Annotated in this window: 19 protein-coding genes and 1 tRNA gene; 9 read left to right on the top strand and 11 right to left on the bottom strand. The window is 66.9% G+C overall.

The features are described from left to right. Positions 1–4: 4 nt before the first annotated feature. The 10 genes from ACOEQ1_RS03330 to ACOEQ1_RS03285 all read right to left on the bottom strand — a co-directional run bounded on the left by ACOEQ1_RS03330 (position 5) and on the right by ACOEQ1_RS03285 (position 9,814). Complete coding sequence (locus tag ACOEQ1_RS03330; protein WP_419757803.1) at positions 5–475, bottom strand: GNAT family N-acetyltransferase; 471 nt, start codon at positions 473–475, stop codon at positions 5–7. Continuing rightward, positions 472–1,161, bottom strand: coding sequence for a glycosyltransferase family 2 protein (locus tag ACOEQ1_RS03325; RefSeq protein WP_419757802.1), 690 nt, complete (start codon positions 1,159–1,161; stop codon positions 472–474). The genes ACOEQ1_RS03330 and ACOEQ1_RS03325 overlap by 4 nt, the downstream gene beginning before the upstream one ends. Further along, positions 1,149–2,192: a radical SAM/SPASM domain-containing protein gene (locus ACOEQ1_RS03320; RefSeq protein ID WP_419757801.1), complete on the bottom strand. Its 1,044-nt coding sequence runs from the start codon at positions 2,190–2,192 to the stop codon at positions 1,149–1,151. The genes ACOEQ1_RS03325 and ACOEQ1_RS03320 overlap by 13 nt, the downstream gene beginning before the upstream one ends. Then, positions 2,189–3,541, bottom strand: coding sequence for a hypothetical protein (locus tag ACOEQ1_RS03315; protein WP_419757800.1), 1,353 nt, complete (start codon positions 3,539–3,541; stop codon positions 2,189–2,191). The genes ACOEQ1_RS03320 and ACOEQ1_RS03315 overlap by 4 nt, the downstream gene beginning before the upstream one ends. Next, complete coding sequence (locus tag ACOEQ1_RS03310; protein WP_419757799.1) at positions 3,538–4,278, bottom strand: TIGR04282 family arsenosugar biosynthesis glycosyltransferase; 741 nt, start codon at positions 4,276–4,278, stop codon at positions 3,538–3,540. The genes ACOEQ1_RS03315 and ACOEQ1_RS03310 overlap by 4 nt, the downstream gene beginning before the upstream one ends. Positions 4,279–5,590: 1,312 nt before the next feature. Next, positions 5,591–6,103 carry a dimethylsulfonioproprionate lyase family protein gene (locus ACOEQ1_RS03305; RefSeq protein ID WP_419757798.1) on the bottom strand — a complete coding sequence of 171 codons (513 nt, stop codon included), beginning with the start codon at positions 6,101–6,103 and terminating at the stop codon, positions 5,591–5,593. Between the two features lie 112 nt (positions 6,104–6,215). Beyond that, positions 6,216–6,839, bottom strand: a complete 624-nt coding sequence (locus ACOEQ1_RS03300) for a hypothetical protein (protein WP_419757797.1) — start codon at positions 6,837–6,839, stop codon at positions 6,216–6,218. 206 nt (positions 6,840–7,045) lie between these two features. After that, positions 7,046–7,120, bottom strand: a tRNA-Gln gene (locus ACOEQ1_RS03295). Between the two features lie 49 nt (positions 7,121–7,169). Next, on the bottom strand, positions 7,170–8,060 hold the full coding sequence (locus ACOEQ1_RS03290; RefSeq protein ID WP_419757796.1) for a 4-(cytidine 5'-diphospho)-2-C-methyl-D-erythritol kinase: 891 nt from the start codon (positions 8,058–8,060) through the stop codon (positions 7,170–7,172). A gap of 11 nt (positions 8,061–8,071) precedes the next feature. Beyond that, positions 8,072–9,814 carry a tetratricopeptide repeat protein gene (locus ACOEQ1_RS03285; RefSeq protein ID WP_419757795.1) on the bottom strand — a complete coding sequence of 581 codons (1,743 nt, stop codon included), beginning with the start codon at positions 9,812–9,814 and terminating at the stop codon, positions 8,072–8,074. Between the two features lie 209 nt (positions 9,815–10,023). Between ACOEQ1_RS03285 and ACOEQ1_RS03280 the strand changes: the two genes are divergently transcribed. The 9 genes from ACOEQ1_RS03280 to ACOEQ1_RS03240 all read left to right on the top strand — a co-directional run bounded on the left by ACOEQ1_RS03280 (position 10,024) and on the right by ACOEQ1_RS03240 (position 19,567). Next, complete coding sequence (locus tag ACOEQ1_RS03280) at positions 10,024–10,155, top strand: hypothetical protein (RefSeq protein WP_419757794.1); 132 nt, start codon at positions 10,024–10,026, stop codon at positions 10,153–10,155. Next, positions 10,133–11,059 (top strand): uracil-DNA glycosylase, encoded by a 927-nt coding sequence (locus tag ACOEQ1_RS03275; RefSeq protein WP_419757793.1) that lies wholly within the window; start codon positions 10,133–10,135, stop codon positions 11,057–11,059. The genes ACOEQ1_RS03280 and ACOEQ1_RS03275 overlap by 23 nt, the downstream gene beginning before the upstream one ends. 306 nt (positions 11,060–11,365) lie before the next feature. Then, positions 11,366–12,994: a lytic transglycosylase domain-containing protein gene (locus ACOEQ1_RS03270; protein ID WP_419757792.1), complete on the top strand. Its 1,629-nt coding sequence runs from the start codon at positions 11,366–11,368 to the stop codon at positions 12,992–12,994. 10 nt (positions 12,995–13,004) lie between these two features. Next, a complete protein-coding gene (moaB, locus tag ACOEQ1_RS03265) occupies positions 13,005–13,529 on the top strand; it encodes a molybdenum cofactor biosynthesis protein B (protein ID WP_419757791.1) in 525 nt (174 codons plus the stop codon). A gap of 7 nt (positions 13,530–13,536) precedes the next feature. After that, entirely contained in the window at positions 13,537–14,274 is a 738-nt protein-coding gene (recO, locus tag ACOEQ1_RS03260) for a DNA repair protein RecO (RefSeq protein WP_419757790.1), read from the top strand. 25 nt (positions 14,275–14,299) lie between these two features. After that, complete coding sequence (gene parC, locus ACOEQ1_RS03255) at positions 14,300–16,522, top strand: DNA topoisomerase IV subunit A (protein ID WP_419757789.1); 2,223 nt, start codon at positions 14,300–14,302, stop codon at positions 16,520–16,522. 86 nt (positions 16,523–16,608) lie between these two features. Further along, the gene (locus tag ACOEQ1_RS03250; protein WP_419757788.1) at positions 16,609–18,087 is read left to right on the top strand and encodes a cobyric acid synthase; all 1,479 of its coding nucleotides are present in this window, start codon (positions 16,609–16,611) and stop codon (positions 18,085–18,087) included. Between the two features lie 221 nt (positions 18,088–18,308). Next, the gene (locus tag ACOEQ1_RS03245; protein WP_419758630.1) at positions 18,309–18,821 is read left to right on the top strand and encodes a sigma-70 family RNA polymerase sigma factor; all 513 of its coding nucleotides are present in this window, start codon (positions 18,309–18,311) and stop codon (positions 18,819–18,821) included. Further along, entirely contained in the window at positions 18,818–19,567 is a 750-nt protein-coding gene (locus ACOEQ1_RS03240; protein ID WP_419757787.1) for an anti-sigma factor, read from the top strand. Before ACOEQ1_RS03245 ends, ACOEQ1_RS03240 begins: the two co-directional genes overlap by 4 nt. Before the next feature lie 55 nt (positions 19,568–19,622). Here the strand turns inward: ACOEQ1_RS03240 and ACOEQ1_RS03235 are convergent, their stop codons facing one another. Beyond that, entirely contained in the window at positions 19,623–21,017 is a 1,395-nt protein-coding gene (locus tag ACOEQ1_RS03235; protein WP_419757786.1) for a sugar porter family MFS transporter, read from the bottom strand. Between the last annotated feature and the right edge of the window lie 72 nt (positions 21,018–21,089).

Below are 21,089 nucleotides of genomic sequence, written 5' to 3'. Positions count from 1 at the left end.
TCAGTCAACGGCTACTGAGCGACTTGACCATGAAAACGCTGAGCGGATCTGAGCCGTAGGCGCCGAACGGCTTGCACTCAGCATAGCCGAGCCGCCGATAAAGCCGGACCGCCTCATCCGACTTCACACCCGTCTCCAGATATATCCGCGCGACATGCTCTGCTGTGGCGCCGGCCTCCGCCGCTTCGACAATGGCACGACCGATCCCCTGCCCTCGAGCCGATGCCGTACCGAAAACCCGCTTCATCTCGGCCGCGCGCCCGGGCAGCAGACTATAGCCGCCGCACCCCGTGGCCAAGCCGTCGCTCCTCGCGAGATAGAAGCGCACCTCATGTTCGATAAGAGATGCGAGAGACAACCCATGCCGGCTCTCGGCGGGGTAGAGCGACGCCGACCACTCATCCGCCAGTGTCAGCAGCCTCACCGCCTCCGGCTGTTCCGGGCTCTCCCGACGGACGACGATCCTCGCTTTCACGAGCGTGCCGCGGCGACCCGTAGAAAGGTCGAGACAATCTTCGTGCTGGCCCGCATCGTTCCACGCAACGACCCGGCAACCTTCGACTGGCCAGCGGCACGGCAGCGATACGGCATCGGCACTTCGAGGATGCGCAGACGGGCGCGAGCGGCTTTCATCTGCATCTCGATGTTCCACCCATAGGTCATCTCGCGCATCCGTAGGCGCGCCAACGCGGCTCGGTCGATCGCCCGGAAGGCGCACATGTCGCTGTAACCGACGCCGTAGAGCGTCCCCATGCCGAGCCCCGCGAGCCGCCCTGCCAACACCTGATGCCAGAGCATCGATCCCGGCTCGCGCGCGCCCCTGGTGCGGGAGGCGATCACGAAATCCCGCTCGCCCGCCAGCACCGGCCCCGCGATCCGCGCGATGAGGTCGCCACGATCGGCGCCATCCCCGTCCAGGAAGACGATGACCCGGCAATCAGGAGCGGCTGCCGCGGCACCCATGGCGCAGGCGCGGCCATAGCCGCGACCGGTGTCGAGCACCCGCGCACCCGCCGCGACGGCGATCGCCTGGGTGCCGTCGGTGCTGCCGCTATCGGCCACGATGATGTCGCCCGCATACTCGGGCGGGATCTCGCGGATGACGGCGCCGATCGTCCCGGCCTCGTTCAGCGTCGGGATGACGACGGCTACAGGCTCCATCGCAGCCCACAGTTCGCACAGGGAGCCGGCGGCGCTTCCGACAACAGCGACGTGCGGAAATCGCGATAAGCCGGGCTGTTCCAAATTTCGCGCAGGCTGCTCTGCGTCGCGTCGCCCAACGTGTAGTTGCTGTAGCCGCGCACCGAGAAGGGTGCGATGCAGCACGGCAACGCCCGGCCATGGGCGGTGAAATACATCAGCGACCAAGGCCGCCGACAGGTCGCCCAGGGCGTGTCGTCCTCCTGCCGCTTGAGGCTGAGTCCGGGCTCGGTCGCCCCCGAAGCGTCTAGCGTCACGCCGAGCGTGGCGCCGATCGCCTGTGCCGCTTCGATCGCCGCCTGCTCCTGCGCCTGGGTCACCTCGAAAAGGGAGCTTTCGGCACGTGCCATGCCATAGCCCGACTCGTCGAAGACAAGCCGCTGGAGATGCACCTCCGTCACACCCATCGAGGCCGAGAGGCGCACGAAATCAGGCAGCTGATCGACGGTCTCCTTGAGGCCGGTGAGCCACAGCGAGACGCGCGGCGAGGTCGCACCCACGAGCTTCTGATAGGCGATGAACTTGCCCACGTCGCGGACGATGCGGTTGAAGTAGTCCTTGCCGCGCACCTTGAGGTAGGTCTCACGGTCGGCGGCGTCGAGCGAGACGCGCAGCTCGTCGAGCCCGGTGTCGATGAGCTCCTGGAAGCGCTTCGGCTGCAGCAGGGTGCCGTTGGTGTTGAACAGCACGTAGGTGCCGCGATCCTTGAGGTAGCGGATCATCTGAGGGAGTTGCTTGACCAGCATCGGCTCGCCGACGCCGTGCAGCACGACGCGGGCGACGTTGGGCACCTGGTCCACGATCTTCGTGAACAGCTCCCAGCTCATGTCGGCCGGGGGTTCCAGCGTCTCGAAGGTGCGCGGGCATGTCTCGCACAGCAGATTGCAGCGGTTGGTAACCTCCAGATAGAGGCAGACCGGAGCAGCCTCAGCTGTGGAGGATCGCTGGCTCGCAATTTCTTCGAAGTAGCGACGCGGATTGACGACGTTCACGGGCGGGTTCCTTCCGAGGTCGCAAGAGCCTGGGGGAGCCGCTGCCGGCGCCTCCACAGGCTGGCGAGGGTGAGCGCTGCCGCGGGCACGTAGACGATCGAGCGCCAGAGGAAACGCGAATTGTCGGGATCGAGATAGAGGGCCACGGGTGCGGCCGAGAGCCAGATCACCGCCGGGATTGGCGCGATCACGCTGGGCAAGGCGAGCCAGGCGAAATACCAGGTGTAGTGCGGGCTGAGGGCGGCCATGGCACAGCCCGCCAGGACTGCCGTGTCCCGGCAGAGCAGCGTGACATCGGCAACGACGCCCTGAGCCCGTTGGCGCAGGATGGCGAGCGACAGCAGCCCCAGCCCGGCCGCGACACAGGCGACGTAGATAGCGGAAACGCCGACCGGCAACGGCATCACATGCGCGAGGCCGGCGAGCAGCCAGAAACCGCGGCCATCGTTGAGCCCCTCTTCCCGATCGTAGGCACCCATGAAGCCCAGCACATGCGAGCCGACCGAGATGTAGAGCCCATAGAGCACGAGGATGACGGCAAGCCCCGCGAGCGCCGGGCGCCAGAACGCACCGCCGCGCAGGAACGCGGGTGCCACCACGATGGGCAGGAACTTCGCCAGCACCGCCCCTGCCAGGAACGCACCGGCGGCGCCGAACCGCCGCTCCGCCCGGCACAGCAGCGCCACCGCCAGCAGGCCGACGGCAATGGCGTCGACATGTCCGTCGCACGCGAAGGACCACAGCACGAGCGGGTTCCAGGCGTAGATGAGCACGCGTTCCGCCGGAAGACGAGCGATGGCCAGCAGCCGCAGCAAGCAGATCACGGCCACCGCCTCGCAAGCCAGCATCGCGAGCTTCATTGCAATGACGGTCTGGCTGATGCGGCCCACGATCGCAAACACCACCTGCGCCGCCGGCGGATAGATGGTGCGCGCATAGGTGCGGCGGTTGATGTTCGGATAGATCGTCTGGTCCCGCAGCGCCGTCAGCGCCGGATCGGCCGGAATGTAGCGATAGGGGTTGATGCCGGCTGCCTGGACGCGGCCATCCCAGACATAGCGGTAGATGTCGCTCGACAGGAGCAGCGGGTTGGTGATGAGGACCACGCGCATGATGACCGCCACGCCGAGGACGAGCCACACCGCTCGCCGCGGCTGGACCTTGTGCAGAACGCGGCGCACGGCGCTGAAATAGACGAGCACCGCCAGCCCCAGGATGCCCACGAAGAGGTCGGCATGAAGAGGGTCGCCGATCGAGCGTGCGCCCGACTGGTGCATCAGCAGACCACCGCCCATGAGGGCGAGCAGAATCACGCCGTGGATCGCCAGTGGAGCCCAGGCGAGAATCACTCGGCGGCGCTCAGGAGTGTTGTCTTGTCCAGCGGATGCCGTAGCTCCAGGCGCGCGATTGCCGCCCGCGTCGCAAGCGCCGCATAGCCCCGGGTCTCCCGCAGCAGCACGCCGAGGGAGGCGGCATCGTCGACATCGTACCAGCTCTCCAGCTCGATGAGGTCGAGCCCGATCTCCCTTGCCCGCGCCCGCGTCGCGTCGGCGACGGTCTCGGTGCTCCAGTCTATATCGCGGAACATCGCTGCATGGGCCGTTTTCAGGCCAAGGAAGTAATAGCCGCCGTCATCGGCGGGCCCCAGCACGGCGCGGTCTCCCGGCTCGAGCAAGAGCGTCGCCGCCTGCACCAGAACAGCGGTCGGGATGGTCGGGCTGTCGGCGCTCAGCACACAGGCGGCGGTGTGGCCGGCGGCCAGCATCCCCTGGATCGCATGCAGCAGACAGCGCCCAAAGCCCGCCACGCCCGGCGCTTCGATGTCGCCGCCATCGGCGAGCAACAACTCCGTCCCCTCGGCCAGACAGGCGCGCAGCAGCGTCTCCGTACCCACCGGCGCGTAAGCGGCATAGGCGGTGATTGGCGCGTTCCGGGTTGCTGCGGCCATGTTCTCCGTCGTGTCGCGCAGGAAGGCGGCGCTCATCGCCGCCGCCTGCTCGGGCGTCAGCGGCGGACAAAGCCGCGTTTTGGATCGCCCGGCTTGCGGCGCCTTCGCCATGACGCCAACCGCACAGGTTCGTTGCATCCTTAACTCCCGCTGAACCGATTGTAGCCGCGATTCCACCGACACCCGCACTGCATCTTGTCGATCACGCAGGTCGTTGTCACCAACTTCAAACTCGCAAAGCCGAGTTTCGCCGGGATGTGCAGCTTGAAGGGCAGGCCATGCTGGAACCGAAAAGGGAGTTCGGCAGACGACGGCGGCGCCGGAACCACGAGCGGAAGGGCCGGCGTAGCGAGCAGAGGGTGCCGGCGGTTCAACGTCATGCAGCCGATGTCCCCCTGCCGCTGTTTAACCAAGCTTAAGTCGTTCCTGTTGAGGCAGGCGCGACAATTGAGTGACTGCTCGGGCTTAGTGCGACGCGTTGCCCACTCTTCGGGCGCTCGTCGGACCCGGTTACATCGCTCGGGCAACAATCTTCATCTGGTAGCAGAGGACCATAATTACGATGCTGTGCCGCGACGGGCCCGGCTCGCGTTCCGCCGTGCCTTCGGTACGGCCGCGGGATCTCCCGTCGCTTTCTGGACCTCGCTAGGCTCAGCGCCTGTCCCTGCATTTGGATCGTGATCTGTGTCAGTGTCCGTATCGTTCTCTGGCTGTAACACGGCCGCCCGGTTGTCGGCCGCTTCACTGGGGGAGGCCTCACCGGCGGACGCCTCATCGCTGGAGCTGGCGCCGGAAACGGCGGGACTACCTGCCCCCTTCCCGCGTCTGGAGCGTGGCCGCGACGGCCTCTTCCGCTTCCGCGGCACGTCCTGATCGCCAACCGTATCGGCCTGCGCCTCGTGTTGAGGCCGCGCAGTCGGCACGTCGGTCTCGGGCTCCCGATCGTCGTCCACGTGCTCGATCACCGGCTCGGATGGCGGCTCAGGCTCGGGCTCAGGCTCAGGCTCAGGCTCAGGCTCAGGCTCAGGCTCAGGCTCAGGCTCAGGCTCAGGCTCGTCCACGCGATCCGGTTCTGTCTCGAACTCCTGCGTGGCAGGCGTCTCCGCCACGGCCGCCGCACCCACCGTACGAGGTTCCCGTCGTTTAGTCTGCCGCTTCGGCGCCGCCTCTTCCGTCCGTGCAGGTTGAGTGCCGCTTTTTGAGTAGGCAACGCCCGTCAGGCTCGCGAGCGTTTCCGCGATCTTTCCACCAAGGGTCGCGGCATCGGCCGGCGACAGCTTGTGACGGGACAGGTAGGCCTCAAGTATTTGTGCAGTCGCTACCGCAACCGGCGATGTCGTGGAGAATGAGGGAGGCACGATACGTTGCTCCGGTCTGACGGACGATCTGCGGCCTCTTTTGGTCCAGCAGCTTCCGGACGACCAGCCCCCTATGCAAGACGCTTGTGCGATCAGCCGGCAAAAGCGGGCCTGAGAGCCCAAACTGCAAGGAGAGGCCTCGCTCCGGCCCGCATGGCATGCACCGCACCGGGCGGATTTCGGACCGTGCCGCCAATGCCGGGCCGCATCCAGGTGCCGTCTCCCTGGCGCCATTCGCCTTCCGAGAGCACGAGATAGAGTTCATCCGGCGGATGGGAATGATCGGGATAACGTATATGAGGCGCCATGAGGCTCACGCCGAGGACAATGTCGTCCCGAACCTCGGCGCCACGTGGTCCCATGATGATGGCGTTGGCATGTCCCGCCGCGAAGCGTTCCGCATCCGGTCCCACATGCGGGCGCTTCGACCACGGCACCATGGATGCGATGACGGCAAACGCCGCACCGAGGCGGCAGAGGTCTGGCGAGGCATCCTCGAGCCCGGCGACCGCCGCATTCAGATGGCAAAGCACCTCCGGGCGTGCTCCCGCTTCATGACAGGTGGGAACGCCAGGATCGGCGAGAAGCGCCACGACGCCGGACACGAACGCGCGGTCGGCAGGGCAGTGGCTCGTACTCTGTTCAAGGCAAGGAACCAACGCGGCCAGAAACGCGGCGATCCCTGGACTGCGCCCGACCACGTCAGATGGTTCAGCGTCAGGCGGCATCGACATCGATCGCCGAAAGATCGACCGGCTGCAGCGAGAACCAGACTGGTTCCGGACTGCGCGCACCGGCCCGCAGGATCGGCTTGATCGCCGAGAGCAGATCGTCGATCGAGCGAAACGGGGTCATCGTCTCCTCACCATCGGGAGTGCGCATGAGGAGACCCATCCCGGGCTTCGCGAGCTTGCCGCCGACGGCCGCCGATGCCGGACGCCGCGCGTCCTCCCGCGGCTGAGCAGGCGCTGGGGCCGAAGCGGGAACTGGGGTCGCACGTTCGAAGCTCACGACCCGGCGCTCATCCTGCGGCGCAGGCGCGCCCGCAGCGGTTGGAGGCTCGGCCATCGGCGGCAGGGCAACCGGGGGCGGAGCCGACGGTGCCAGGACCGGCGCATCGGCCTCCCCCTCCGCATCGAGTTCTTCGCCGAGAGCGAGAGGCGGCTGGGTTTCGCCCGGTTCGGCATTCGCGGCGCTAGCCTCCCGGCGCAGCTTCGTCAGCAGCATGTAGATCGCCGCCGGGGTGCAGCCGAACTCGGCCGCGATTTCGCGCACCGCCCGCCGCTCGACATCCACGAGCTGCAAGATCCTCGCATGATCTTCTTTCTTGATGCGCGCCATCTGGACCTCCTCGTTCGCGTCGCGTGGGCTGGAACGTAACAGGAACATGTGCCATCCGACTGGCGGCGTCAAGCAGCCGGGCAATGCGGCCGGCGCTCCATACTAATTTCGACAGTGCAACATAAACCACGGGAAGTTGCAATCGTCTGGATGGCCGCGGGTTCCCTCGCCCGGCGATCTGTCACTGAGCGTCCGGCACATGGCACTGGCTGGGGCGGGAGGATTCGAACCTCCGCATGGCGGAATCAAAATCCGCTGCCTTACCGCTTGGCTACGCCCCACCATCCGTGCCTGGAAACAGCCGGCGATCCACTCGCGCCGCGGGAGCCCTCATAGGGCCGAGGGGGCAGGGTCGTAAAGACCTCCGCCCCAGGACCACCAGCCGTCGCCCCGGACCCCATGAGCCGCCCGCACAGCCGCTGAGGCTTTGGGGAACAGGCCGAAGCAGGTGGCGCCCGAACCGCTCATTCTCGCCAGCAGGCACTCGGGCTGCGCCCGGATCGCATCCAGCACTGCCCGGATGACTGGCGCCACGGCCATTGCCGGCGCCTCGAGGTCGTTGCCGATCTCCGCAAGCGCCATGGAGAGCGACCGCGCCGTCTCCCATCCTCCTGCCGGAACGGCATCGGCGGGAGAGAAGCCTGTTCCGGCCTCGGCCCTCGCCCGGAATATCGCCGCGGTCGGACAGGCCACTCCAGGGTTGACCAGCACCAGCCCGATTTCGGGCAGCGCCGGCACTGCCGAGAGGATTTCGCCGATCCCGGCCATCCGCGCCGGCCGACGCGCCAGGCACACCGGCACATCCGCGCCTAATGAGATGGCCAGCCGGTCCATCTCCCCTTGGGGCAGGGATAAGCCCCAGGCCTCCGCGAGCAGCCGCAACGCCGCCGCAGCGTCGGACGAGCCGCCGCCGATGCCGGAGGCGACGGGCAGGTTCTTTTCGAGCGTGAGCCGCCCCTGAGGATCGATGCCGCCGGCGTCGGCCAAGCGTCGCGCCGCGCGCAGGACGAGGTTGTCTTCCTCTCCCGCCAAGCCGCCCCCGAACGGCCCCGTCACCGTCAGCGACAGCGGCGATGGCTGCCGCACCGTGAGCCGGTCGCCGACATCGGCGAAGACCACGAGGCTATCGAGCAGATGATACCCGTCTGCGCGGCGCCCGGTCACCCTGAGGGTCAGATTGACCTTCGCGGGCGCGAAAGCGGCGCTCGGCACAGGCATCATTTGGCGCGGGATCAGTTGTTGGCGGCCGGCGCCGCCGCCGTCTGCTTGATCTGCAGCTTCGCCAGCAGCGCGGAGGCGAGGCTGGGGTCTGCCCCGAGCTGCAAGGCGCGACGCCACTGGAAGACTGCCTGAAGGTGGTCGCCCGCCGCCGCGTAGGCGTCCCCCAGATGAGCATTGATCGTCGGGTCGTCGGGCTCGAGGTTCACCGCCTTCGTGAGCGTCGTCACCGCCGCCTGCGCCTGGCCCTGCTGCAGCAGAACGAAGCCCAGGCTATCAACGATCGCGCCGTCGTTGGGCACCGCCTGCAAAGCCTGCTCGATCATCGTTCTCGCCTGTGCGATGTGCTGCCGCTTCACCGCCCAGCTATAGCCGAGGTAGTTGAGCACGTAGGGCTGCCCCGGCGAGAGCTTCAGCGCGGTTTGCAGATCGGGCAGCGCCTTCGCCCAGTCTCCGCCCTGGTCGTAGGCAATCCCACGGTCGTAATAGACCAGCCAGCCGGCAGGATCGTTTGGCGGCAACAGTGCAAGCGCCTTCGAGTAGGCGGCAGCCGCATCCAGATAGTCCGACTGGTCCCGCAGCAGATCTCCGAGCGCCAGCTGGGGCTCCGGGCTCGTTGGATAGGCCGCCGCCAGATCCGTGAGCTTCTGCCGAGCCTCTTCCTTCTGACCGAGCCGCGCCAGCAGAACCGAAGACCGCAGCGCCGCCAGAGGGTAAAGCGGGTCCGAGGGGCCGATCCTCTGCAGCGGCGCCAGCGCCACCGAGGCGTTCCGGCCCGTATCGATGACATCCGATAGCAGCAGCCGCGCCTCGGTCAGATCCGGCCGCATCTGCAGGGCGAGCTGCAGCAGGATCAGCACTGTCTGCTGCGCGCGCGCGCGCGCGCCCCGCTGCATGCCGTTGTCGGCCTCGTCCTGGAACGCAGCGGCGAGATTGACGTAGACCTCGGCCAGGCCGTCTACGGCGTTCGGCACCGGAACCGTCATCACCCGCTTCTTGAGCGCCGGCACCGTCATCGCCATCGCCAGATCGGGCGTCAGACTATCGAGCACCTGATCGGCTCCGGCCATGTTGCCGGTGCGCGCGTCCCAGCTGGCGAGCAGCTGCGCCAGGCGAAGGTTGGGCGCCTGCAGGCTGCCCTGGACGATCCCGTAATTCTGCGCCGCCGTCGGCACGAGGTTCGCCTGGTCCGCGATCAGCGCGGTGTGCAACGCGAAGACCGTACGGAGGCCAGGTGAATTCGACTGAACCTGTAGGGCTGAAAGCGCGGCGTTGGTCTGGCCCGCGCCCTTCAGGGCCCAGGCCACCAGCAGCGGCTTCATGACCGCGGTCAATCCGTCCGGCGTCGGGATCGACTGGTAGCGGCGCAGCGCCTCATGCCAATGCCCGCCCCGGGCCGCCGAACCGGCCAGCAGCAGCTGCGCCAGTGGATCACCGGGCACCGCGGTCGCCAGGGCACTTGCGGTTCCTGCGTTGCCCGCCAGCAATTCGAGCAGGAAGGTCTCGCCGGCGAGACCCGAGGCGGCCCGCGGATCGGCGATCAACGCGTCCTGCATGGCGGCCGCCGCGGACGGAAAGTCGAACCGGCTTGCCGCATACTGGCCGACGAGGAAGCTGCCGGAGGCGCTTGCGCCGGATGCGGGTCCGGACCCGCCGAGACGCGATGAACCGAGACCGGGAGGCGTCGTGGCGGCGCAGGCTGAAAGCGTCGTCATCGCGAGAAGGACGCAGCGGCCAAGCATCGGAGCATGTCTCATGACCGGGATGCTAACAGCCACGGACGGACCGCGCCACGGGGGGAGACAGCTTTCGCAACCGCCGTGTCCTGATCCCGCCAAGCGGGGGGTGGAGCGTCTGCCGCCGACACTTTAGGATGGGGCTGTCGTGAAACGAGAGCGGGCCGCATGGATAGGATCAGACGAGGCGGCGCCGGGCCCGGCTCGATGAGGCGCTTGGAGCCGTTGCGGTGACGCCAAGCCCGCACGAGTTGGCGCGGCTCGACGAGATCGCACCCCCCGGCGCCACGGCGGGCGACCGCTACGACGCGCACGCCGTGACGATGCTGGACATCGAGCGTGGCCGCACTGACGCCCGATGATCGAGCCGCCAGGCTGTCGCCCGAGGAGGCGCTCGCGCTCCTCGCGTTGCAGCGGGACTGGGGCGCCGACGAGGGGCTGACCGAGGAGCCTGTCGACCGGTTCCCGAGTCGTCTTGCCGTCGCGCCGCGGGAGGCGCTCTACGCCGCGTTGCCGTCCGTGGATCAGTCTGGCGCGCCCGAGCCGTCGAGAGGCCGGCTGCGCGGAAGTTCGGCCCTCGTCTCTCCTGCAGTCCCGATCGTGGCCGGGGCGTTACGCGGCGTTGCCCGCCCTGCCGCGACACAAGCGGCGGCGCTCGCGGCCGCCTGCACGACCCTCGCCGAGCTGCGGGCCGCAATCGCCGGTTTCGAGGGCTGCGCGCTGCGCGACACCGCGACCAACCTCGTCTTCTCCGACGGCAACCCCGCCGCCCGCATCATGCTGGTGGGGGAAGCCCCGGGCGCGGAGGAGGATCGGGCCGGCCTGCCCTTCGTCGGCGCCTCCGGCCAGTTGCTCGACCGCATGCTGGGGAGCATCGGGCTCGACCGCACACAGGTGCTGATCACCAACATCCTGCCCTGGCGGCCGCCCGGAAACCGAGCACCGTCGGAGGCCGAGATCGCCGTCTGCCTGCCCTTCCTGCTGCGGCACATCGCCCTCGTGGCGCCTGAGGTCCTGCTGCTTCTGGGCGCCACCGCCGCACGCGCGATCACTGGAAACTCGCAAGGGATCCGCCGCCTACGCGGCCAATGGCAGAGCCTCGCCGTGCCGGGGCTTGAGCAGCCCGTGCCTGCCCTGCCCACCTATCATCCAGCCTATCTGCTGCGCACGCCGCTTGCCAAACGAGAAGCGTGGACGGACCTCCTCGAGTTCAAAAGCCGTCTGCCAGCACCAAATCGTCATCAGGCTGATTACCCTGTTTTGTAAGCTCAAAGCGTCATTGACTAAGCAATGCGGAGCTGAGGCAACTTTAGGTCGGGTTGCGCGGCGGGATGATCCTGTTGTAGCGGTCCCGTCATGCGAGGGATCGGCATTTCGTTCTCCCGTCTTTTCAGCCCCAAAGCAATAATAGCAGGGGCCGCGATTCTTGCTGGAACGGCCGCTCCCGGCCTTCACGCAGACGCCCAGGAAAAGGCCGCTTCGGAGAACAGCTTAAACGACCAGCGGGCTTACGCAGTGCCGCGCGCCGACCCTGATAGCGGGAACGCGTTCGCGTTTCCGCAGCCGTTGAACATGAGCGACGCCGCCATCGTGCGTCAGATCTTTACGTTGCAGGCGCGCGGCGACATGTCGGCCGCCGCGCAGGCAACTAATCAGTTGTCCAACCGGATTCTGCTCGGCGCCATCCTCGCCGACCGCTACCTCGGCCCGCACGGCAAGCCAACCGCACCCGAGTTGATTGAGTGGCTGAAGCAGTTTGGCGATCAGCCCCAGGCCAAAGCTGTCCAGGCCCTGCTCGGCCGCCGGATGCAGAAGCGGAATTTCGCAAACAGCAGGCCGTCCGTTCTCCCGTACCTGGCGCCGCCGGTGCCTGGTCAGAGCGCCGACCTCGATCTCAGGCCAGCCGATACCGGCATCGCGCGTCAGCCCGCACTCGATGCTCAGGTTCTTGCCTTGAGCGAAGCTGGCCGGCTCGACACCGCAGTCAACGTGATCGCGGCTGCAAGGATCGACCCGCTTTTTGGCGCCACGCTTCGCGCGGAGGTCGCCCGGACGGCGTTCGCACTTGGCAAGAACGGCTACGCCGCGCGGTTGGCTCGCATCGCAATGAAGCAAAGCCATGGCGCGCTAGGGCTCCCGGCCTTTGTCGCCGGCCTTGCCGCGTGGCGGGCTGGTGACCCGTCCGCGACGCACCTCTTCGCGACAGCGGCGTCGGCGCCTCGTGCTTCGCACGATCTCGCGGCCGCCGCCGCTTTCTGGGCGGCGCGGAGTGCGCTGCGTGGTGGCCAGGACATGGACTACCTGTCCTGGATGCGCCGCGCGGCCTCGACCGGCTCAGGCTTCTACACCGTTCTCGCGCAACGAATGCTTGGGCAGGATGGGATCGACCCGTCATTCGCCAATCAGACGCTGGGCCTCGCCGATCTCGACGCGGTGGCTTCCTATCCGCATGGCGAACGTGCTTTCGCGCTGCTGCAAGTGGGTCAGAATCATCTGGCGGAACAGGAGTTGCGTTATCTTTACCCGGCCATCGCCCATGATGCGGCGATGCGTCGAGCCGTGATGCTGGTCGCGTGGCAAGCCGGGATGGCAACGCTCGCCAATCAGATTGCGGGACTTGATCCATCACGATCGTCAGCCGATGCAGTTGTGATACCTCCGATGTCGCTCGCGACGCCGCATGGGCTCCATGTGGATGCTTCGCTTCTTTATGCGCTGGTGCGGGTGGAATCGAATTTCGATCCACATGCGGTATCCGCCGTCGGAGCACAGGGCCTTCTGCAGCTGATGCCGTCGACAGCTGCATTCATGGATCAACGTCGCGGAAAACGAAGACCTGGGACGCTCTCCGATCCTCAATACAATATCGAAATGGGTCAGCGCTATCTCAATTACTTGTCGGAACAATCATCGATAGATGGTGATCTTTTGCGTATCCTGGCGAGCTACAACGCCGGGCCTAATGAGGCTGCGGGATGGAACAACGCCCAAGTGGCTGAGGATGACCCGCTGCTTTATATCGAGATGATACCGAATGATCAGACACGTCGTTTCGTGTTCTGCGTATTGCGCTACAGTTGGGCTTACGCACGGCAACTCAATCTGCCGATACCAAGTCTTGATGCACTTGCTGAAGGGCAGTTTCCTCGCCTGACGGGTGCGAGCAAAACAGCTATCGCGAGTTCGGCGACGATCCATTAGGATTGCGAACATGGACTCCAATCTTCCTTTTCTACCCGTCAATATCGCGGTGCTCACCGTTTCGGATACGCGCAGCCTCGCGGATGACCGTTCGGGCGATACCCTGGTGGCGCGCATCGAGGCCGCCGGTCATCGCCTGGCCGGCCGCCGGATCGAGCGGGACGATGCCGATGCCATCGAGGCGGTTCTCCGCGACTGGATCGCCGATCCGGAGATCGACGTGGTGATCAGCACGGGCGGCACCGGGGTGACCGGACGCGACGTGACCCCGGAAGCCTTCGGCCGCGTGCTGGAGAAGGAGATCTCCGGCTTCGGCGAGCTGTTCCGGATGCTCAGCTACGCCAAGATCGGCTCCTCCACCATCCAGTCGCGGGCCCTCGGCGGCGTCGCCATGGGCACCTATCTTTTCGCGCTTCCGGGCAGCACCGGCGCGGTGCGCGATGGCTGGGACGATATCCTTGTGACGCAGCTCGACAGCCGGCATCGGCCCTGCAACCTCGTCGAACTCATGCCGCGCCTCCGCGAACACCTGTAGCAATCCGATGGAGTGGGAAGCGCCTGGCATCGTGCTGGACGCCCGCCCGTACGGCGACGCGGACCTCATCGTCGCGGCGTTCACCGCGGCCCAGGGCGTCCACCGGGGCCTCGCCCGTGGCGGCGCATCCCGCGCCCGCGTGGCGCTTTGGCAGGTCGGCAACCTTGTCTCCCTGCGATGGGTCGGCCGCCTGCCGGATCAGCTGGGCAGCCTCACAGGCGAGATGATCCAGGCGATCGCGCCCGGCGCCATGCAGGATGCGATGTCGCTCGCCCTGCTGCGGGCGGTTTGCGCGGTGACCGTGGGCGCGCTGCCGGAGCGTGAGCCGCAGGCCCCGAGCTTCAACGCGCTCCTCCATCTGCTGCCCCGCCTCGCCGCCAATGTGGCGACGCCCGGAGAGCTTGCGCGGTTCGAGATGGTGCTGCTCGCCGACCTCGGCTACGGGCTCGACCTCGGCTCCTGCGCCCTCAGCGGTGAGACCGAGGGCCTCGCTCTGGTATCGCCGCGAACCGGCAGGGCAGTGACCGAGGCCGCCGCCGGGACGTGGCGCGGCCGTATGCTGCCGCTGCCCGCCTTCCTCCGCGACGAGGCAATGCCGGGCGACCTGCTTGCGTGGCGGGACGCGCTGCGGCTGACCGGGCATTTCCTGGAGCGTGACGCCTTCGGCCATCATAACCGGCCGCTTCCCGAAGCGCGCCGACACCTCTATCACTTGTTGGACGCCCGGATCGCCGCGGACGGATGACTAGTTTTCTCCGCTGGAGAGCCTCATGCCTGACGACATCGCCGGTCATATCGAGGAGACGCCGCTTTCGGGGGCGCTGAGCGACCGCTATCTCGCCTATGCCCTGTCGACCATCATGTCCCGCAGCCTGCCGGATGTGCGCGACGGGCTGAAGCCGGTCCACCGGCGGCTGATCTACGCCATGCACCAGCTGCGGCTGGACCCGGCCTCGGGGTTCAAGAAATGCGCCCGCGTCGTCGGCGACGTGATGGGCAAGTTCCACCCGCATGGCGACGCCTCGATCTACGAGGCGATGGTGCGGCTGGCGCAGGACTTCTCCGTCCGCTACCCGCTGATCGAGGGCCAGGGCAACTTCGGCAACATCGACGGCGATAACCCGGCGGCCATGCGCTACACCGAGGCGCGCCTCACCGCCGTCGCCCAGGCCCTGCTGGAGGGCATCGATCAGGACGCCGTCGACTTCCGCGCCACCTATGACGGCGAGGAGCAGGAGCCGCTCGTGCTCCCGGGCAACTTCCCCAACCTGCTGGCCAACGGCGCGGCGGGCATCGCGGTCGGCATGGCGACTTCCATCCCGCCTCATAACGCCGGCGAACTCTGTGCGGCGGCCGTGCTGCTCATCCGCAAGCCGGAGGCGACCACCCAAGAGCTGTTGCAGTTCATGCCCGGGCCGGATTTCCCGACCGGCGGCGAGTTGGTGGAGGATGCGGCCTCCATCCTGCAGTCCTACGAGACCGGGCGCGGCGGCTTCCGGCTGCGCGCCCGCTGGTCGGTGGAGCAGGGCCGCCACGGCACCTGGGCCATCGTCGTCACCGAAATCCCCTATCAGGTGCAGAAGTCCCGCCTCATCGAGCAGATCGCCCAGCTGCTTGAAGACAAGAAGGTGCCGCTGCTCGCCGACATCCGCGACGAGAGCGCCGAACGCGTCCGGCTGGTGCTGGAACCGAAGGCGCGCACGGTCGAGCCCGCCATGCTGATGGAGAGCCTGTTCCGGACCTCGGCGCTGGAAACACGGTTTCCGCTCAACATGAACGTGCTCGATGCGACCCGCACGCCTCGGGTGATGCCGCTGCGGGATGTGCTGCGGGCATGGCTCGCCCATCGGCAGGAGGTGCTGGTCCGGCGGTCGCAGCATCGTCTGGCCGCGATCGAGCGTCGGCTCGAGATTCTCGACGGCTATCTCGCCGTCTACCTGAACCTCGACGAGGTGATCCGGATCATCCGCGAGGAGGACGAACCGAAGCCGGTGCTCATGAAGCGCTTCGACCTCAGCGACGTGCAGGCCGAGGCGATCCTCAACATGCGGCTGCGCTCGCTGCGGCGACTGGAGGAGATCGAGCTGCGCAAGGAGCACAAGTCGCTCACGAAGGAGGCCAAGGATCTGCGCACGCTGCTGGATAGCGAGAAGCTGCGCTGGGAGAAGATCGTCGCCGAGCTGGAGAAGACCCGCGCGACCTTCGGCTCGGGGGCATTGGGGGACCGGCGAACGGCCATCGGCGCCGCGCCCTCGATCGTGGCGATCGACGAAAGCGCTCTGGTGGAGCGCGAGGCGATCACCGTGATCCTGTCGCAGAAGGGGTGGATCAGGGCGATCAAGGGTCAGCTCGCGAACGACGCCGAGCTGAAGTTCAAGGAAGGCGACGGCCTGCGCCTCACTTTGGCCTGCGACACGACCGACCGGCTCTGCCTGCTGGCGACCAACGGGCGCGCCTACACGCTGAAGGCCGCCGATATTCCGCGCGGCCGTGGCGATGGGCAGCCCGTCCGGCTGCTGGCCGAGTTCGGCAATGAGGACGAGGTGGTCGGGCTGTTCGCCTGGGTGGCGGAGGCGCGCTATCTGCTGGCCTCCACGCCGGGCCGTGGCTTCGTCGTCGGCGCCGACGATCTGTTGTCGGAGCGCCGTGCGGGCAAGCAGGTGATGGCGGTGAAGCCGGGCGAGGAGCTGGCGCTGGCCGTGCCGGTTGGCAATGGCGACCACATCGCGGTCGTCGGTGAGAACCGCAAAATGCTGGTTTTCCCGCTGGCCGAGGTGCCCGAGATGGCCCGCGGCACGGGCGTGCAGTTGCAGCGCTACAGCAGCGGCGGCATCGCCGACGTGCGGATTTTCCGCCTCGCCGACGGGCTGAGCTGGAGGTCCGGCGAGCGGATGCGCGTGGAGACCAACCTCCGGGACTGGCTCGGGAGCCGGGCGCAGACGGGGCGGCAGCCGCCGGCTGGCTTCCCGAAGAATGGCCGTTTCGGGGCTTAGCGGATGGGAGTTCTTTGGTTCTTTGCGCGGGGCATCCCGTTTGCAAGGCGGGGCATCCCGTTTGAAAAAAAGAACGCTGTTCCTTCATGACGCTCGCGCTGATGCTGCAGGGGACTGGGTCCTCCGTCGGAAAATCGTTGCTTGTCGCCGGGCTGTGCCGCGCCCTCACCCATCAGGGCTTCCGCGTGCGGCCGTTCAAGCCGCAGAACATGTCGAACAATGCGGCCGTCACGGCCGATGGCGGCGAAATCGGCCGCGCGCAGGCGTTGCAGGCGCAGGCCTGTGGCGTGCCGCCCTCGGTTCACATGAACCCTGTGCTGCTGAAGCCGCAGAGCGAGGTCGGCTCCCAGATCGTGGTGCAGGGACGCGTCTGGGGCCAGGCCCGCGCTCGCGAATACCAATCCCTAAAGCCCCAGCTTCTGCCGCATGTGCTGGAAAGCTTCGCCCGGTTGCGCGCGGAGTGCGACATCGTCGTCGTCGAGGGCGCGGGCAGCGCCTCCGAGGTCAATCTCCGAGCGAACGACATTGCCAACATGGGCTTTGCCCGTGCCGCGGGCGTGCCTGTCGTGCTGATCGGCGACATCGATCGCGGCGGCGTCATCGCCAGCCTCGTCGGCACCCAGGCGGTGCTGGACCCAGCCGACGCGGCTCTCATCGGTGGCTTCATCGTCAACCGCATGAGGGGCGATGCCACTCTGTTCGCCGACGGCATGGACTTCATCGCGGCCCGTACTGGCTGGGCGCCGATGGGTCTCGTGCCCTTCTTCGCCGACGCCCAGCGCCTGCCCGCCGAGGATGCCGCCGATCTCGGCGCGCTTCCGCCGGCCCGTGGAGGACCGCTCCGCATTGCCGTGCCGGTGCTGCCCGGCATCGCCAACTTCGATGACCTGGACCCGTTGCGTGCGGAGCCGTCGGTCGATCTGGTCGTGCTGCACCAGGGCACGCCGCTGCCGGCGGATACCGATCTCGTTCTTCTTATCGGTTCTAAAACGACTATCGCTGATCTCGCGCGGCTGCGCGCCTTCGGTTGGGACAAGGACATAATCGCTCACCACCGGCGCGGCGGTCATGTGCTCGGCCTCTGCGGCGGCTATCAAATGCTGGGCCAACGCATCTCCGATCCCGAGGGGATCGAGGGACCGCCATCATCCGCGCCCGGGCTTGGACTGCTCGATGTCGAGACGACCCTGCAAGGTCCGAAGCACCTGCGCGCCGTGCATGGAGTGACGCTTCCTGACAATACGCCGCTGCACGGCTACGAGATGCACATGGGCATCACAAAAGGTGCCGATACCGAACGTCCTCTCATACGAACGGACGATGGTCGGCCGGACGGCGCAAGATCGGCTGATGGGCGCGTCTCCGGAAGTTACATTCATGGATTTTTTATAAATGATCGGCAACGGTCTGCCTGGCTTGTCCGTTTCGGCGGCGTTGCCAGCACACGCAACCATGCGGCCGAGATCGAGTCTGTGCTGGACCGTTTGGCTGCGCATGTGGTGCGACACTGCAATGTCGAGGCGATGATCGCCCTGGCGGCATCCGCTGGCGTTCGCGCCGCGTAGAAAGTGCAGAGGTCGACCGGGCCTCCTTGGTGTCGGAGAGGGGTCTTGGGTCTATGGCTTCCGCAGTGTCAGAGACAAGGCTTCGGCTTGCGTCTCCGCGCCAGCCGCGCAATATGCGGGCCAGGAAACGCGCGGTTCACGCGCGGGTATTGCGGGAGTGCTCAGGTCTGCTTTCTCAACGCAGCGGCTCGCGGGACGACGGCGATGGGGCTCTGACCGCATTGCTGACCCGGTGTGCAACCGGTGACCGCGCAGCATTCCGTGCCCTCTACGATGGACAATCCGCGCGATTGCACGGCCTCGCGCTGCGGATCACCCGCGACCCCGGGCTGGCCGCGGACGCCACCCATGATGCCTTTGTGCAGGTCTGGAACCAGGCGGTTCGCTTCGATCCCGCGCGCGGCGCCGCGGGCGCTTGGCTCACCAGCATCGTCCGCTACCGCGCGCTCGACATCACGCGCCGCCGGGTGCGGGAGAAGCCGGGCTACGAGCCGCCGGAGCAGGCGGACGAATCGCCCGATGCCCTTTCCCAACTGGTGACCAGCGCAGAGGGCGCTGCTTTGCGGCGTTGCCTGGAGGAGCTGGAGCCCGACCGTCGCCAGCTGCTGATGCAGGCCTATGCCGACGGCTTCTCACACAGCGAATTGGCAGAGAAGACCGGCACGCCTCTGGGCACGATCAAGTCATGGATCCGGCGTTCGCTGGCCAGCCTGAAACGGTGCCTCGAACCATGAGCGGGACCGAGGACGATCGGGACCTGCTGGCGGCGGAATACGTGTTGGGTGTGCTCGAAGGCCCCGAACGCGAAGGCGCTGTCCGCCGCGCGGACCAGGACGCGGCTTTTGGCGCCGCCATAGCGGAGTGGGAGGAGCGGCTCGCCCCGCTTGCCGCTATTGTGCCGCCGGTGACGCCGCCGGCAGCCTTGTGGCAAAGGATCGAGGCCTCCTGCGGACTGGTTGCGGCGCCTCTCAGCCGTGCCCCTCTGAGCCAATCCGCCAGGTCGTCGGGGCCGTCGTCGGCGCGTGGCTTCCTGAATGCTCTTGGCTTCTGGCGCGGGACGACCGCTTTAGGGTTCGGCCTTGCGGCGGCCATCGCCGTTGTCGCGGTGGTCGATCGCCGGGTGCCGCCCGCGCCTGCCCCGGCCTCCGAAATTCCCGTCGCGAGCGCCATTCTGAACCCGCCGAAGGGTGCGCCCGCCTTTGTCGCGGAGGCCACGCCCGACAGGACCCTCGTGCTGAAGCCGCTTGAGCGGGTGGCCGTTGCCTCGGGCAAGGACTACGAGTTATGGGCGCTACCCGATGGGGCCAACGTTCCCAAGGCGCTCGGCGTCCTGCCGCCGGGCGGGCAGACGGTCACGGTCCCGCCGACCCTCCGTGGGCCGATGCAGCTGATGGTGAGCCTGGAGCAGAAGGGCGGTTCGCCGACCGGCCTGCCACAGGGGCCGGTGCTGTGGCAGGGACATCTTTCGAACATCGACTGAGCGGAGGCGGTTTTCCCCGAGGCAAAACCAGACTTCTGCCCGATCAGGTCTTCTGTCAGACGCCGATATTGCGGAGCGGCTTGCCCTCCATGAGGTTCGCCTCGATCTTCTCGAGAGAAATCCCCTTGGTTTCCGGCACCATGAAGAACGTGAAAAAGAGGAAGGCGAAGTTGAAGGCTGCATAGATGCCGAAGGTCACGCCGTCGCCGAAGCTATGCAGCATCGACAGGAATGTCAGGCCAACGATGAAGTTGGCCACCCAGTTGGTGAGGGTCGAGGCGGCGATGCCGAAGTCCCGGCCTTTGGTAGGCTGCACCTCGGAACACAGCACCCAGATGAGCGGCCCGGCGGAGGTTGCAAATCCAATGATGAAGACGAGCAGCATGGCGACCGCGAACAGCTGCATCCCCAGGGTGTGGGTGCCGATGTGCAGCAGGAAGCCGAGCACGCCCATGCCGACGGTCATTGTGGCGAAGCCCGCCAGCAGCACCGGGCGGCGGCCGAGGCGATCGACGACGCCGATCGCGAGCAACGTCGCGAGCACGTTGACGAGGCCGACGATCGCGGTGCCCCAAAGCTGCGCGTGCCCGTGGAAACCGGCGGCCTCGAAGATGCGCGGGGCGTAGTACATCACGACGTTGATGCCGGTGAGCTGCTGGATGACCTGCAGCGCGATGCCCAGGAAGACCGAGCGCCGGAAGTTCGGATTGCCGCGAAACAGCTGCAGGCCAACCTGCGGGCGACGAAGCTGTTCCTCGATATCGCGCACCTCGGCCTCTACGACGCGGTCGTTGCCGCGCAGAGTGTGGAGAACGTCCTGAGCCTCGCGCTTGCGGCCGCGCATCATCAGCCAGCGCGGGCTGTTGGGCAGGCGCAGAACGCCCAGCAGAAACAGCACGCCGGGCACGGCCACGATCCCCAACATCCAGCGCCAGGCGCCGGTGTAGGCCAGCAACGTATCCGAGATGAAGGCCGCCAGGATGCCGATGGTGATCATCAGCTGGTAGGTCGAGATCATCGAACCGCGTTTCTCGGGCGGTGCGATTTCGGAAATGTAGAGTGGAGCTGTGAAGGTCGCGATGCCGATGGCCAGCCCCAACACGATGCGGGCGACGATCAATGAGGATATCGACCACGAGAACGCGCAGAAGAGCGAGCCGGCAACGAACAGAATGGCGCCGAGGATCAGGGAGACTTTGCGGCCAAGCCGATACGAGAGCACGCCCGCCGCGAGCGCACCGAGTGCCGCGCCGAACATCATGCTGCTGACGATCCACTCCTTGGCGGTATCGGAGGCGTGGAAGGCGGTTCCGATGAACTGCAACGCACCGGAAATGACGCCGATATCGAGGCCGAACATCAAGCCTGCCAGCGCGGCCATTCCGCCGGTGAAAAAGCTATGGTCTGCGCCGGTTCCGGCCGAAGCTGACGTGGGTGCGAAGGCGCTCATCTTTGTTAACCCCCAAGTTAGACTACGTATCTGGTATGCCGGCCTTCAGCGGCTAGAGCCTCGGCACCGACC

Origin of the sequence: Acidisoma sp. (assembly GCF_965199065.1) — a bacterium.
Classification (GTDB): Bacteria; Pseudomonadota; Alphaproteobacteria; order Acetobacterales; family Acetobacteraceae; genus Acidisoma.
The sequence above is the reverse complement of the archived record's forward strand: the minus strand, read 5'-3'. Positions and strand labels throughout refer to the sequence as shown.